Source organism: Nonomuraea sp. NPDC049400 (assembly GCF_044466425.1).
GTDB lineage: Bacteria > Actinomycetota > Actinomycetes > Streptosporangiales > Streptosporangiaceae > Nonomuraea.
Map to the genome: position 1 here is coordinate 1 of NZ_JBITMP010000003.1, position 14,260 is coordinate 14,260.

The following is a 14,260-nucleotide window of genomic DNA, read 5'->3' on the forward strand; positions in this document are numbered from 1 at the left end:
CTCAAAACCGGCACGCTCTACGACGAAGCGACCGCTTGGTCGCATCACGTCCAGAGTGCCACGGCTTGACATTAAAACTCCTGGGATGTCTTTCAGATGTCCACTCAAACAGAGGCTAACTCATATTTGTTCCGGCTAAACTTAGGACATGGCAGAAAAGGAGCTCGCCGAGCTCTTGCATCTGGTCGGGCGGCGGTTGCGGCACGGATACGTGCGTCGGCTGGAGCCGATCGGGCTCAACCCCGGGCAGGCGCGCGCCCTCCGCGTGCTCGCCGACGCCGCGCAGCCGCTGCGCATGGTGCGACTGGCCGACGAGCTGCGGATCGTGCCCCGCTCGCTCACGCCGGTGGTGGACGCCCTGGAGTCGGCGGGGCTGGTGCGCCGTGAGGTCGATCCCGCCAGCCGCCGCTCCACGCTGGTGCTGATCACCCCGGAGGGCCGCCGCCTCGCCGACCGCGCCCGCCACGCCCGCAGGGAGGCGGGCCAGGAACTCTTCGCCGTGCTGACGGAGGAGCAGCGCGACCAGCTGCGAGACTTGCTGAGCCTGGTGGAGGAGCAATTCGGCTAGCCCGCGCGCGTGCCTTCCGTGGCGGGTTCCTTGGGGCGCCGGGCCGATGCGACGTCATGGGTGGGTGCAGGGGTGGCGTGCTGTCGTGGGGGCGGGTGTTCAGGCGGCGGGAGGGGTGATCAGCGCGCCGCCGACGACCGTGCCGAGCCAGGGCGGCTGGGACAGGAGCGCCGCGTACGGGTAGCGGCCACGGGCGTCGAATACGGCGAAGTCGGCCCGGGTGCCGGGAGCCAGCGACCCGATCCGCCCATCGCCCCGATCCATCCCCAGCGCACGAGCCCCGCCCAGCGTCGCCGCCCTCACCAGCTTGCCGTCCAGCCCTCGGCTACGCAGTCCGAGCTCACGAGCGTTCCGCCGGATGGCCCCGGCGACAGCGAGCACGCCGGCAGGCGCAGCGCGCCCCGCGCCGCCGTCGGCTGACCCCGCAGGCCCGGTGACGCCGTTCGCGGTGTCAGGGGCGGTGCCGCCCAGGGGCGGGCCGGTGGCGAGGGCGACGGGGTTGCCCTCGTCGAGCAGCGCCAGCACGTCAGGGGCGGGCGACGGGCAGACGGCCACCACGGTATTGCGCAGCCGCAACAGCTTGCGTTCCCCGGGGTCCAGGGGCCGGGCGCAGGCGACGTGGCACAGCGGCCCCAGCGCCCCCGCCTCGTCCAGTGCCGCGGGCGAGTGCCGGTCCAGGTCCACCAGCAGCCGCAGCCCGAACGTCCTGGCCAGCACCGCCACGTCCTCCAGCACCTGGGGATCCCGCGTGTGCGCCGCGACCCCCACCGCGCACGGCCGCTCGACCTCGCGAAGCGCCGTGATCACCGCGTCCCGCCCGTGCGCCTCCCACTCCTCCTCGCTCCGGCTGGTCACCTCTACGTACGAGATGCCGAGAACCCCGGGCGGATCGGCCAGGTCGGACATCACGCCGGCTCGGGCGGTCACCCCGGGGCCGGCGGCGGGGACGGCGGCGCAGGCGTCCACCAGCCCGGCCACGATCATCCCGGTCCACCGCACCTCGGCGGCGCCGGGAAACGACGAGAGCACCGAAGCCCGCGTGTCCACCTTGACCACCCGGTCGCCCCTGACCGCCACCGCACCGTCACGGATGGGATCGGTGCAAACGGGCAGCACCAGCGGGGCGGAATGGACCACGACGGGCGCGGGCGCGCGCCTGCCCAGAGCTGGACCGGCACGCATCGCAGACGGCATGTGATCTCCCGTCGGGGTCTTCCCTTCAGGGCATTAAACGTGACCCGGGGCAGGTGCGCAAACGGCACGATTTCGGCAATTGTCCTGATAAATCGCTACACGTCGATCATTTCCGTACAACTGATCGTTGATCTCTGTCTATAACGTCTATACCGTCAATCCGTGATAGCCCCGAAGAAGCTGCTGAAGGGATTGCTGGCGGCCATCGTGCTGCTCCCGGTGAGCCTGATGGCAACCCCTGCTTCCGCAGCACCCCCCACCGACCCTGAGCATCCATGGCGGCAGAACCACTGGCCGCAAACGCAGCCCTGGCAGCGCGACGCACCCGCCGACGCCCAGGCCCTGCGCACCCGCCCGCCCGGCGGCATCAAGCCGATCGACCCGCAGAACTGGGAAAATCCCGACAACATGACGTGGGCGGACTACAAGCAGCCGCCCGGCACCAAGTGGAACGACCCCGCCGTCAAGGGGTCGAAGCGCACGTTCAAGGGCGCGCTCGTGCTGCTCGACTACCCGAACCAGCCATTCGTGGTCACGCAGCCCAAGGGCTCGACGATCTACTCGAACCCGAGCGCCGAGGCCCACGACGTCCCGCGCGACCAGGTGGCCAAGTTCTACCAGGACTTCCTCAACACCCCGAACGCCCTCAACAAGGGTCACACCATCCACGAGTACTGGATGGAGGACTCGGGCGGCAGGTACGGGGTGGAGCTGACCGGGTTCGGGCCCTACACGCTGTCGGGCAAGGACCACGAGTACGCGATGGAGTTCCAGGCGGGCACCGGCTGCCCGTCGGGCGACAGCTGCAACAAGAACCTGCGTACCGAGGGCAACGCCGCCTGGATCGCCGCCGTCGGCGAGGAGGCGGCCAAGCAGTTCGACTTCGTCTTCTACCTGAGCGCCGGTCAGGACGAGTCGTCCACCTGGCAGGAGTTCGGGATGATGAAGTTCCCGACCAAGGAGGACGTGCCGGACGAGTGGGGCCCGCCGGACCCGGCGCTGCCCAACTGGGCGGCCACCCGCTACGTCGACTGGACGTCGTGGCAGGCCGGCTCCAACTTCTGGCCGAACGCCCGCTTCGGCGTCGACTCGGTGCAGGCCGAGAGCTCCGGCATGGCCGTCTACGCCCACGAGCTGAGCCACATCATGGGCATCGCCGACAACTACAACAACCCGTACGCCGTGCCGCCCAAGCGGGCGTACACCGGCATCTGGGAGATGCTCAGCCGCGGCAGCTTCAACGGCCCGGGCGGCCCGCACTCCCGCTGGCTGATCCCGCCCACGGGCGGCGCGTCCATGGGCGCCCAGCACATGCTCCGCAACAAGATCAAGCTGGAGATGGTGGACGAGCAGAACGTCTTACGCCTGTCGCGCGCGGCGCTCGACGAGTCGGGCCTGGTGACGGCCAAGGTCCTGGCCCGCGTGGCCCAGCCGGGCAAGAACGAGCTGTCCGGGATCAACATCTCCTTCGACACCGATGGCGACAAGAGCTCGTGTGACAAGGCCGACCCGTTCTGCGACGGCGGCGGCTACGAGAACTACACGGTCGAGGTCGTCGACCGCATGGGCACCGACTCGTTCACCCCTGACTCCGGTGTCCTGCTGGCCAAGACCAAGAACCAGGACCGGCCTCCGTTCGAGTGGGTGATCGACGCCAACCCGCAGGACATCAACATGACCGACTACGTCATGCCGGACGGGACCAAGGTGCCGATCACGATCGGCGACTACCGCCAGCTCTCCGACGCGCTCTTCCACGCCGGCACCGACTCCGGCAGCGAGTACGAGTACGTCGACCAGGCCAACCGCCTGCACTTCTACATCACCGACATCAAGCGCGACCGCGACGGCCACCTGTCCTACACGGTCGCCATCCGCTCGCTCGACGGCGCGGGCCCGCAGAAGCGCGGCGTCAAGGTGCTCCCGACGGCCGGCCTGCCGACCGCCAAGAGCATCTCCACCTGCAAGTTCCCGCTGTTCAACACGGGCAGGCAGGCTGCGGCACAGGGCCAGCACCCGGAGGACGTCAGCGCCTACCTGAACTCCGACGTCTACCGCCTCAAGGCCGAGGTCCAGGGCAAGGGCTGGACCGCCCAGCTCCCGAACGCGCTGGCCTCCGTCGACTTCGGCAAGCAGGACCTGGTCACCGTGAACGCCGTGCGCGAGTCCGACGGTGACCGGCTGGCCACGGTCAAGCTCACCGCCATCTCGGAGAGCGACCCCACCAAGACGGCGACGGCCACCTGTCATGTGATCGGCTAGTGGATGAACGATGGGGTACGGCTGGCGCAAGCCGTACCCCATCGGTTTGAATCACCCCCAAGGGGGTGTTCGTTGACAGGCGAGTTGCCGGACAAACCGAGACCACGACGTAGAAGGGTGCCTTGGGCCGCGCCGGTCTCCGCCGGTCTGGCGGCTGCCGCGGCGAGCGTGCTGACGGCGTCCGTGGACTGGGAGCTCCCGCCCGCGGCCAAGATCGCGGTGACCGGGGCGGCGGCCGCGCTCGTGGGGCTGACCACCTGGGCCACCACCGAGCCGCGCGGGCCCAAACGCCGCGCGCTCCCCGAACCCGCCCCGCTCTCGCCCGACCAGTGGCCGCCCGTCCCCGAGCACTTCACCGGTCGTGCGGAGGCGCTGGCCGAGTTACGCGAGGTCTTCGCCGAGCGCAGGAAGTCCTCCGACCTGTCGCCGCCGCTCGTGGTCTCGGTGTACGGCCGGGGCGGCGTCGGCAAGTCGGCGCTGATGACCAGGTTCGGGCAGGAGGTGGCCGGCTGGTTCCCCGACGGCAGGCTCTACGCCGACCTGCGCGGCGGGGTCGACTCCCCGGTACGCCCCGACGAGGTGCTGATCGGGTTCCTGCGCGCGCTGGACGTGCGCCTCACCACCGACCCCGGCGGCCTGGACGAGTTACGCAAACTCTGGCTGACCTGGACGAAGGGCCGCAGGATCCTCATCGGCCTGGACAACGCCCACGACGCCGATCAGATCAAGCCGCTGATCCCGGCCGAGCCCGGCTGCGCGGTGCTGGTCACCTCACGCGCGCCGCTGTTCCTGAACGGCACCCATGACACGCGGCTCGGCGTCTTCAGCGAGGCGCACGGCGTGGAGCTGCTGGCCCGGCTGGCCGGCGGCGCCAGGGTCGTCGATGACCTCGACGCCGCCAGGGAGGTCGTGCGGATGTGCGACTACCTGCCGCTGGCGATCAACATCTGCGGCGCCCGGCTGGCCACCCGCGAGCAGTGGACCATGCGCGAGATGGCCGGCCGTCTGGCCGACACCCGCCGCCGCCTCGACCAGCTCGAAGTGGCCCCGACGGTCGACAAGAGCGTGCGCGCCTCCGTACAGCTGAGCTACGACGACTGCACGGGGATGCAGCGCCGCCTGCTGCGCCTGCTCAGCGCGCTCACCGCGCCCGACGTGCCCGGCTGGGTGGCCGGCGAGCTGCTCGACATCTCCGGGCTCGACGGCGCCGACCAGCTCGAGGCCCTCATCGACGCCCAGCTCGCCGAGTGCTCGGGCACCGACCAGACCGGCGCGATGCGTTACCGCCTGCACGACCTGGTCAGGGTGTTCGCCGCGGAACTGGTCGAGCAGGACGAGGCGGCGCGGCGCAGGGCCGCCATCGAGCGCGTGCTCCACGGCTACCGCCGCCGCGCCGAGGATGCCGCCCAGAACCGCTGGCCGCAGGACTGGAGCCGGGGTGGCCGCCGCTCCAGCCCCGACGGGGAGGTGCGCGCCGCCGACTGGCTCAACGCCGAGCGGCTGTCGCTGATCGCCATGATCCATCTGGCCCGCCAGCTCCAGCTGTGGGAGCTGACGTGGGGGCTGGCCAGGGCGTTCTGCTCGTTGTGCCACTCGCTGCGCGCGTACTGGTCCGACTGGGTGGCCGTGGCGGAGATCGGCTGCGAGGCCGCCGCGCAGACCGGCGACCGGCGCGCGCTGGCCATCGCGCTGCTCGACAGCGCCTCCGTGCACGGAGGCCTGGGCCTGCGGGAGCGGGCGCTGGGGGAGGCGGAACGGGCCCTGGAGACGTTCACCGAGCTGGGGGAGTCGTGGTGGGCGGCCAGGGCCATGCGCACGATCGGGATGACGCTGTTCAGCGACGGCCACCTGGACCGGGCGCAGGGCTACCTCATCGGGGCCATCACCGCGTTCAAGGGCGACGACGACCTGTGGTGGATGGCCCGCACCCAGCGCAACCTGGCCGAGATGCGCATGGCGGAACGCCGTCCCGACGAGGCCAGGGAGCTGCTTGAGGACGCCCTGGAGATCTTCAAGCGGGAGGGCAACCGCTACTCGGAGGCCCAGACGCTGCGCGTCTACGGCGAGGTGCTGGCCGCGCAGGCGCGCGCCGAGCACCGGGCGGGCGACCACCGGCTGGCCGTCAACCTGTTCACCAGGGCCGGGTTCAGCCTCGACCGGGCCGCCGAGATGTTCAGGCAGCGCGGCGAGCTGTGGGAGGAGGCCCGCTGCCTTCGTGCCGCCGGCGAGGTGGGCGACCCGGACAACGGGCTGCGCGAGCTGGAGTACGTGCGGCGGGCCGAGCGGATCCTGGCGGCGCTGGGCGACTCGTGGGGGGTGGCCAGGACCGCCGTGTCGGCCGGGCGGGCGCTGGCCAGGCTGGACCGGATCGAGGAGTCGGAGCAGGAGCTGCGGCGGGCCGTGCAGGGGTTCGAGGAGCTCGAGGACCGGTGGTGGATGGCCAGGAGCCTGCGTTACCTCGGAGAGGCGCACCTCGACGCAGGGGGACGCGGGGCCGCGGTGGAGCCGCTGGAACAGGCCAGGGAGATCTACCGCAGCCTCGGCAACGAGGCCGGCATGCGCCGGACCCTGGAGCTCCTCAGGCGTGCCGCGCCCTGACCCTCAGGTGAGGGGAGTCCTGAGCAACTCGCCCGCCGCCTGCCTCGCCTGCAGGATGCTCTCCTCGAACAGCTTGCGCACGTGCGTCGCCTGGTCGGACAGCTCCCTGATGTGCTGGCGGCCCAGCTCGTCCCGCACGGTGTCGGCGATCAGCTGCTGGTATTCGGGGGTCTTGGCGGCCAGCGCCTCGAGCCGCCGGTGCGCGTGGTAGACCCGGTCCGCCTTGATCACCTGCTTGGCGTACTTCTCCAGGTGGCGTACGCGCCGCGACAGCGACGTCCAGGCGGCGTCCAGCGCGTTGGAGTAGGGCTTGAACGCGTCCTCAAGGCCGGTCGGCAGCTCGCGGGGGATGAGCCTGCCGTGCTCGGCATGCATGGACGACAGCCGCCGCAGCCGCTGGGCGATCTGCCAGACCTCCTCGGGCAGCGACACCTGGTTGTCGATGCTGTCGATCAGGCCGTCCCTGTGGACGCGGGAGGCCATGATCGCGTCGACCGCGTTCTGAGCCCTGCGCAGCAGCATCTGGCAGGGGTAGTCCAGGTCTTCCGGAAGGATGTAGTAGTTGGCGTACTCGCGGGCGAGGCGCAGTTTCCGCCTGGTCGAGCGATATGAGCTGTCCAGCGCCATCCATCGGATCAGGACGATCAAGCCGACTCCCACGCCTGCGACCATCAGTTCCTCCATGCCGGTCACCACGGCGAGCATCACCAGGAAGCCGGGGAGCAGGAAGAGCGTGGCGGGGTTCTTCGTGGTGTCCATGCGCGCACCCGATCGAGCCTTGCGGAGGATGTGCGGGCTCGAGCGCAGCTCGACCGAGGTCTCCGGGGGCAGCGATGGATCGATCACCAGCCGTGGAGGCAAAGCTCGTGGATCCATACGTTCATGCTGCGTTATGAACCTCGAATCTGCTCATATTTGGCGGACATATAGGGTCGCAATAATGGATGAGATGACGAGGTGGATAGACCTGGAAGGCGCGGTCAACGCGCGTGACCTGGGCGGATTGCCCACTCGCGACGGCGGCCGCACCGTCCGCGGGCGGATCTTCCGCGCCGACAATCTGCAGGGCCTCACGCCCGCCGACGTGACGCTGCTGGTGAACGAGCTGAACCTACGGCACGTCGTGGACCTCCGCTCGAACGCCGAGGTCTCACTGGAGGGCCCTGGGCCGCTCACCCATGTGCCCGAGGTGCGGCATCACCATCTGACGTTGTTCGCGGAGGGTGGCACGCACACCGACGTCGAGGCCGACACCATCGACGGCGACCGGGTGCTGCCCTGGGCCGAGCGCGCTCTGGACGAGGAACTGCGGGTGACCGGCTTCTACTTCGGCTACCTGCGCGACCGTCCGGACGCCGTGGTCGCGGCGCTGCGCGCGATGTCGCTGGACGACGGGGCGGCGCTGGTGCACTGCGCGGCCGGCAAGGACCGCACCGGGGTGCTGTCGGCGCTGGCACTGGAGGTCGCCGGGGCGACCCGGGAGGCGATCGTCGAGGACTACGCGGCCACGGGGGAGCGGCTGGAGCTGATCCTCAAGCGGTTGCGGGGGAGTGAGACGTACCGGGGCGACCTGGACTCGCGGCCGGCCGACGACCACATGCCTCGGGCGCGGTACATCGAGCAGTTCCTCGGGGTGCTCGACGACCGGTTCGGCGGGCCGATGGGGTGGCTGACCCGGCACGGCTGGACCGAGGCCGACACGGCCGCGTTGCGCGCCCGCCTGCGCGACTGACCGGTGCCCGGCGTCAGGTCAGGTGGGCGACCATGCGCTGGGTGGCCGAGAGGTGGGCGGCCTCGATGACGGTCAGTGTGTCGATCACGCTCTCCGGGTCCACGGGTGGCGGCGCGCCGTCGCGCAGCGCCGCCACCACGCCGCGGTAGAAGTCCAGGTACGCCCCCGGCTCGGTCTGCACGGCGCGGTGGGCGTCCTCCGTGCCGAGCAGGCCCCAGCTCCCCTCGTCATCCTCCCCGAACTCGGGTGAGCCGGGCGACATCCCCGCCCGCAGCCGCTCCTCCTGCAGGTCCATCCCGTACTTCACGAACCCGGTCGACGACCCGAGCACCCGGAACCGGGGCCCGCGGAAGGCGGCCACCGAGCTCATCCACAGGTGGGACCGAGCCCCACCCGAGTGCGTCAGCGCGATGAACGTGTCGTCGTCGGAGGCCACTCCCGCACGCCGCACGTCGCTCTCGCAGTAGACCTCCCGGGCGGGCCCGAGCAGCTGCAGGGCCTGGTCGACGAGGTGGCTGCCCAGGTCGTAGAGCAGCCCGCCGATCTCCGCCACGCCTCCGGTCTCCCGCCAGCCGCCCTTGGGCACCGGCCGCCACCGCTCGAACCTCGACTCGAACCGCAGCACCTCACCCAGCCGCCCCTCCTCGACCAGCTTCCGTACGGTGCGGAAGTCGCCGTCCCACCGCCGGTTCTGGAACACGGTCAGCATGAGCCCGCGCTCCTTGGCCAGCCGCACCAGCTCGCGGCCCTCCTCGGCGGTCCTGGCCAGAGGCTTGTCCACGACGACGGGCAGGCCGTGGGTGAGCGCGGAGACGGCCGTGGCCACATGCGTCCTGTTGGGGGAGGCGACCACGACGAGATCGCACCGGTCCCACAGCTCCTGCACGTCGGACACGGGGGCCGCACCGTACTTCTCGGCCACCTCGGCCTGCCTGGAGGGGTTCCTGGTCACGACGGCGGCCAGGGACAGGCCTGGGGTGGCGTGGATGAGAGGGGCGTGGAAGTACGCCCCGGCGGTGCCATAGCCGACCAGCCCGACCCGGAGTTCGCTCATTTCCTCAGGCTATCCAGCCTGGCCGGGGTTCAGTCCTCGTCGCGCTCGGCGAGGAAGCGCTCGAACTGGGCGGCGAGCTCGTCGCCCGTGGGCATCGGGGTGGTCTCGGCCATGAGGTTCTCGCGCTCGGAGCCCGCCGCGAACGCGTCGTACTGCTGCTCCAGCCCCTTGATCGCCGTGGACAGCTCCGTGGAGGCGGTGATCTGCTCCTCGATCTCCGTCGTCGTACGGCGGGCCGCGTCGCGCAGCGAGTCCATCGGGAACACCAGGCCCGTCCCCCTGGTCACCGCCTCAAGGCCGGTCACGGCGGCGGTCGGGTATTCGGCCTGCGACAGGTAGTGCGGCACGTGGATCGCGTATCCCAGCGCGTCGTGCCCCTGCGCCCCCAGCCGCAGCTCCAGCAGCGCCGCCACGCTCCCCGGCACCTGGACGCGCCCGAAGGCGCTCGTCTGGGAGTTGATCAGCTCGGGCCGGCTGGCGTGCATCGTGATGCCGAGCGGCCGGGTGTGCGGGACCGCCATGGGGATGCCGTGCAGCGTCACCAGCTTGCTCACGCGCAACCGCGCCACCAGGTCCGACACAGCCTTGGTGAACAGCTCCCACTCCCGGTCGGGCTCGGGCCCGTTCATCACCAGGAACTCCGTCCCCGTGGAGTCCTTCGCGACGTAAACGGCCAGCTCCGGGCTCTCGCACTCGACCCACCGGTCGGTGTCGAAGGTCATGATGGGCCGGCGGGACCGGTAGTCGAGCAGTCGGTCCACGTCGAACGTCGCCACGACCCGGTGCTCCAGCTCGGCCAGCACATGGCCCAGCGCGAGACGCCCGGCGCTCCCCGCGTCGACAAAACCGTCGAAGTGGTACAGCAACACCGGATCGGGTAGCTCGGGCGCGTCGTCTGCGAGCTTGTAGAGATCCTTCGGGTCGAACACAGTTGGACAGCCTTTCCCTAGGTACTCTTCTCCAGAACCTACGGCGGGTCGGAACGATTCCGCGTCAGAGGGGCGGGAACGATTCCGTGCACGGCACCCTATCGAGGCACAATGGGACGCATGGACCGGGACCCGGAACTCGGAGAGTCCGCGCCCAGGATGTTCGACCTGGCCAGGGCGGGCGACACCGAGACGCTGCGCGCTCATGTCGAGGCGGGGGTGCCGGTCAACCTGGCCATCAGCAAAGGTGACACTTTGCTGATGCCGGCGGCTTATTACGGTCACGCCGAGACTGTACGCATGCTTGTCACATGCGGCGCCGATCCCAATCGGGTCAACGACCGCGGGCAGACGCCGCTCGCGGGCGCGGTCTTCAAGAAGGAATCCGCAGTGGTCAGAGCGTTGCTGGGCGGGGGCGCCGACCCTGACGCGGGCACGCCGTCGGCTTTGGACACAGCGCGAATGTTCGCGAATGACCAGTTTATCCAATGGTTCACGGCATCGTGATTCATAATGTGAAATAAGCTTTTAAGGCGTAGAAGTTGTCGAGTGTGGCCTTACGGGCAGTCTGTAGTCATGCTGAGGATGTGGTTAATTCTGCGCATCCCTTCAGTAGGCGACCACTCCACATCCCTCCGCTGCCATGCCCGTTCCCCAATGAGATCAACGCCCATGCAGCGGAGGTCACTGCGGAGAGCCAGGCATGGGTGGCCGCCTCAAACATGCTCCCCGGCGCCGACTCCATCGAGCACTTCAGTCGCTCGGAACTCGGCCTACTCCCCGCACGGACCAACCCCACCGTGCCGCGCGACAGTCTCCGGCTGATCACCGACTGGTACTTCTGGCTCTGGGCCTTCGACGACGGGTTCTGCGAGAGCGAGCTCATGGGGCATCGCGCCGCCGCGGTCGCCCGCGCGCTGCCGTCCCTTCTGGAGAGCCTCGACGGCAACAGGGAACCAGAGCCCGGCGACGCGTTCGGCCTCGCACTCAAGCAGCTCCTGGACCGCATCTCCGCGATAGCCACCCCCGAACAGCTGGACCGGTGGCGGAGCGCGGTGAAGGAGTACCTGTTCGCCCAGATCTGGGAGGCGGCCAACCGCGAGGCCGACCTGATCCCGACCCCTGAGGATTATCTGCTGATGCGCCGCACCACCGGCGCCACCTACACCTGCTTCGCGCTCATCGACATCGGCGGCGGCTACCGGATCGAGACCGGGGACTGGTACCACCCCGACGTGCGCACGCTCTCCGATCTGGCGTGCGACCTCGTCGGCTGGGACAACGACCTGCTCTCGTACGCCAAGGAGCGCCGCACCGACAAGGCCCGGCACAACCTCGTGACTGTGCTGGCGACCCACAAGTCGCTCTCCCTGCAGGCCGCGCTGCTCGAGGTCGCCCGGATGCACGACGAGGCGATCGCCGCGTTCGTCGACCGGCGCGCGGCGGTGGAGAGGTGGGCTCCGCCGCCGGTGCTCAACTACGTACGCGGTCTCGAACACTGGGTCCGCGGCCACATCGAGTTCTCCTTCGGCAGCGCACGCTTCGTGCACGCCTGGCCAGACGACACCTGCTGGCCGGAGGCCGTCTGAAAGTTCAGAGATCAGCCATTGTCGAGGGCGTCCAGCTCGCCCAGCGCGAGCGAGGACGCCTCCTCGAGATCAAGCCGCGCGCCCTCTTCGAAGGCGCTCTTGTAGGCGAGCTCACCCATCCGCCGCACGCACTCTCTGATGCACGCGTTGTGGTCGTCGGACAGGAACGGCGCGCCCAGCTGCGGCAGGCCGGCCGATCTCCAGTTCTGCTGCAACGCCCCCAGCAGCAGGGCGGCCAGCGGTAGCCGGTCCAGGGCCACGAAGATCCGTGCCGCGGACTCCAGCGCGAGCAGAGTGCCGAGGGTGTCGTGGAAGTGCAGCTTGATCCGCAATCCCTCCCTGACGCTCTGCAGTGCCTCCTCGGGCCGGTTGGTCGCGAGCTTGGTGCCCGCCAGCGCCCACTGCGCGTGCGAGCTCAGCCAGAGCTCGCCGCGCTCCCTGCACACCAGCAGGCAGTCCTGCAGCAGGGACTCGGCCTCGTAGAACTCCCCCTGCGCGGTCAGCACGATGGACAACTCGACGATGGCGGGCAGCAGGCCGGGGTTGAGCTCCTTGTTGTCGGTGTTGAACTCGATCGCCACGCCCAGCAGCGCGCTCGCCTTCTGCATGTCGCCCTGGAGCATGGCCGCGGTGCCCTGCATCTTGGAGGCCAGGATCACCGACCGGGAGTCGCCCACCTGGACGGCCTCGGAGCTGCAGGCCTCCGCCGCCGCCTGGCCTCCGACGCTGTCGCCCTGGGAGTTGCGGACGTAGGCGAGCACCCAGAGCGCCTTGCACCGCTCCCTGCTCGGGCCGGGGTTGGCCTCCAGCGCCCGCTCCAGGTAGAGGCGCCCCTCGCGGGCGAACCCGCAGCAGACCCACATGAACCAGAGCGACGAGAGCAACGTCAGCGCCAGCGGCTCCTTGCCTGGCGTCTTCAGTGCGTATTCGAGCGCGATCCGGACGTTGTGGTGCTCCTGGCGCATGCGGACGAACCAGTAGATCTGCCGTGGCCCTGACCAGGCGTCCTCACCGCGCTTGGCCAGGTTGAGGTAGTACTCCAGATGCCGCTTGCGCATCTGCTCGGCCTGGCCCAGCTTGTCGAGCCACTCCTCGCCGTATTCGGCCAGGGTGTCGATCAGCTTGTAGCGCAGGCCGGCCTCGTTGTTCCTGATCAGCAGGATGGACTTCTCGACCAGGTTGCCGACGAGCTCGGTGATGCGCTCGGCGGACAGGCGCCCGTCGGAGCAGACGAACCGGGCAGCGTCCAGCTCGAAGTCGCCCGCGAACACCGACAGCCGCGCCCACAGCAGCCGCTCCGCGGGCTCGCACAGCTCGTGACTCCACCCGATGGCCGCGCGCAGCGTCTGGTGCCGGGGCAGGGCCGTACGGCTCGCGCCCGCCAGCAGGCTGAAGCGATCGGTCAGCAGCCCGAGGATCTGCTCCACGGACAGCGCCCGCAGCCGCACGGCGGCCAGCTCGATCGCGAGCGGGATGCCGTCGAGGCGTCGGCACAACTCGGCGACGGTGCCGATGTTGTCCTCGTCGAGCATGAAGTCGGCCACGCTGGCCCCCGCCCGGGCAGCGAACAACTGGACGGACTCGTTGGTGAAGATGTTCTCCACCGGATCGTCGCCGGGCACGTGGAGTGGCGGCACCGGCACCACGTGCTCGTACGGCAGGTTGAGCGACTGCCGGCTGGTGGCCAGCACCTTCAGATTGGGCGCCGCCTCCAGCAACTCGTGCACCAGCTCGGCGCACCCGGTCACCAGGTGCTCGCAGGTGTCGATGATCAGCAGCATGTCGCGCTCGCCGACCCACTCCGCCAGCGACTCGGACTCGGCCCGCGAGGACTGGTCGGCGATGCCGAGCGCGGAGGCGATGGTCTGCCTGACCATGCCCGCGTCCTGCAGCCGCCCGAGATCGGCGAACCACACGCCGTCGGGATAGTGTGACCGCACCTGATGCGCCAGCCGCAACACCGTGCGCGACTTGCCGACACCCCCGATGCCCGTCACGGTCACCAGGCGAGACTCGCTGAGGTGCCGTTTGAGAGTGGCGAGGAGGCGCGTCCGGCCAATGAAGCTGGTCAGCTCCGCCGGCAGATTGCCTTCTCGCCGCCAGCCTGTCGGGGTGGCCATGGGCAGCCTCACGGGGGGTAGGCGACACCTGCCTTCGCATCGTACCGCCGCAGGTCTCGCCTGTCTTTGGACCTGTGAACACGCTAGGTGCAGGTTTGTACGCCTGGGTAGCATGTTGGGCGTGAAGGATTTTCTACCGGACCAGACGGCGGACGACACGGACGAGGGCTGGGGCGACTGGCGCGAGAGCGACCCCGACGCCTTCTACCTCGAC

11 protein-coding genes are annotated in these 14,260 nt (G+C 69.7%); 6 read left to right on the forward strand and 5 right to left on the reverse strand.

What is annotated here, in order from left to right:
* Positions 1–148: 148 nt before the first annotated feature.
* Positions 149–568 carry a MarR family winged helix-turn-helix transcriptional regulator gene (locus tag ACIBVN_RS03920; protein ID WP_397132395.1) on the forward strand — a complete coding sequence of 140 codons (420 nt, stop codon included), beginning with the start codon at positions 149–151 and terminating at the stop codon, positions 566–568.
* A gap of 99 nt (positions 569–667) precedes the next feature.
* Here the strand turns inward: ACIBVN_RS03920 and ACIBVN_RS03925 are convergent, their stop codons facing one another.
* Positions 668–1,762: an amidohydrolase family protein gene (locus tag ACIBVN_RS03925; RefSeq protein WP_397132397.1), complete on the reverse strand. Its 1,095-nt coding sequence runs from the start codon at positions 1,760–1,762 to the stop codon at positions 668–670.
* Between the two features lie 162 nt (positions 1,763–1,924).
* Between ACIBVN_RS03925 and ACIBVN_RS03930 the strand changes: the two genes are divergently transcribed.
* Positions 1,925–4,024 carry a M6 family metalloprotease domain-containing protein gene (locus ACIBVN_RS03930; protein ID WP_397132399.1) on the forward strand — a complete coding sequence of 700 codons (2,100 nt, stop codon included), beginning with the start codon at positions 1,925–1,927 and terminating at the stop codon, positions 4,022–4,024.
* A gap of 117 nt (positions 4,025–4,141) precedes the next feature.
* Positions 4,142–6,622, forward strand: a complete 2,481-nt coding sequence (locus ACIBVN_RS03935) for an ATP-binding protein (protein ID WP_397132401.1) — start codon at positions 4,142–4,144, stop codon at positions 6,620–6,622.
* A gap of 3 nt (positions 6,623–6,625) precedes the next feature.
* Here ACIBVN_RS03935 and ACIBVN_RS03940 read toward each other — a convergent pair whose 3' ends face one another.
* A complete protein-coding gene (locus ACIBVN_RS03940; protein WP_397132403.1) occupies positions 6,626–7,498 on the reverse strand; it encodes a hypothetical protein in 873 nt (290 codons plus the stop codon).
* A gap of 73 nt (positions 7,499–7,571) precedes the next feature.
* On the opposite strand from ACIBVN_RS03940, the gene ACIBVN_RS03945 reads away from it, so the two are divergent.
* Positions 7,572–8,354, forward strand: a complete 783-nt coding sequence (locus ACIBVN_RS03945; RefSeq protein ID WP_397132405.1) for a tyrosine-protein phosphatase — start codon at positions 7,572–7,574, stop codon at positions 8,352–8,354.
* Positions 8,355–8,367: 13 nt separating this feature from the next.
* On the opposite strand, the gene ACIBVN_RS03950 is transcribed toward ACIBVN_RS03945, so the two are convergent.
* Together ACIBVN_RS03950 and ACIBVN_RS03955 are read right to left on the reverse strand one after the other, a co-directional pair.
* Entirely contained in the window at positions 8,368–9,408 is a 1,041-nt protein-coding gene (locus ACIBVN_RS03950) for a Gfo/Idh/MocA family oxidoreductase (RefSeq protein WP_397132407.1), read from the reverse strand.
* A 29-nt stretch (positions 9,409–9,437) separates the two neighbouring features.
* Entirely contained in the window at positions 9,438–10,337 is a 900-nt protein-coding gene (locus ACIBVN_RS03955; RefSeq protein WP_397132409.1) for a proteasome assembly chaperone family protein, read from the reverse strand.
* Positions 10,338–10,448: 111 nt separating this feature from the next.
* Here ACIBVN_RS03955 and ACIBVN_RS03960 point away from each other — a divergent pair, with 111 nt between their 5' ends.
* A complete protein-coding gene (locus ACIBVN_RS03960) occupies positions 10,449–10,844 on the forward strand; it encodes an ankyrin repeat domain-containing protein (RefSeq protein ID WP_397132411.1) in 396 nt (131 codons plus the stop codon).
* Between the two features lie 200 nt (positions 10,845–11,044).
* The gene (locus ACIBVN_RS03965) at positions 11,045–11,926 is read left to right on the forward strand and encodes a terpene synthase family protein (RefSeq protein WP_349451458.1); all 882 of its coding nucleotides are present in this window, start codon (positions 11,045–11,047) and stop codon (positions 11,924–11,926) included.
* Positions 11,927–11,937: 11 nt separating this feature from the next.
* Here the strand turns inward: ACIBVN_RS03965 and ACIBVN_RS03970 are convergent, their stop codons facing one another.
* A complete protein-coding gene (locus ACIBVN_RS03970) occupies positions 11,938–14,046 on the reverse strand; it encodes an ATP-binding protein (RefSeq protein ID WP_397132414.1) in 2,109 nt (702 codons plus the stop codon).
* Positions 14,047–14,260: the final 214 nt, after the last annotated feature.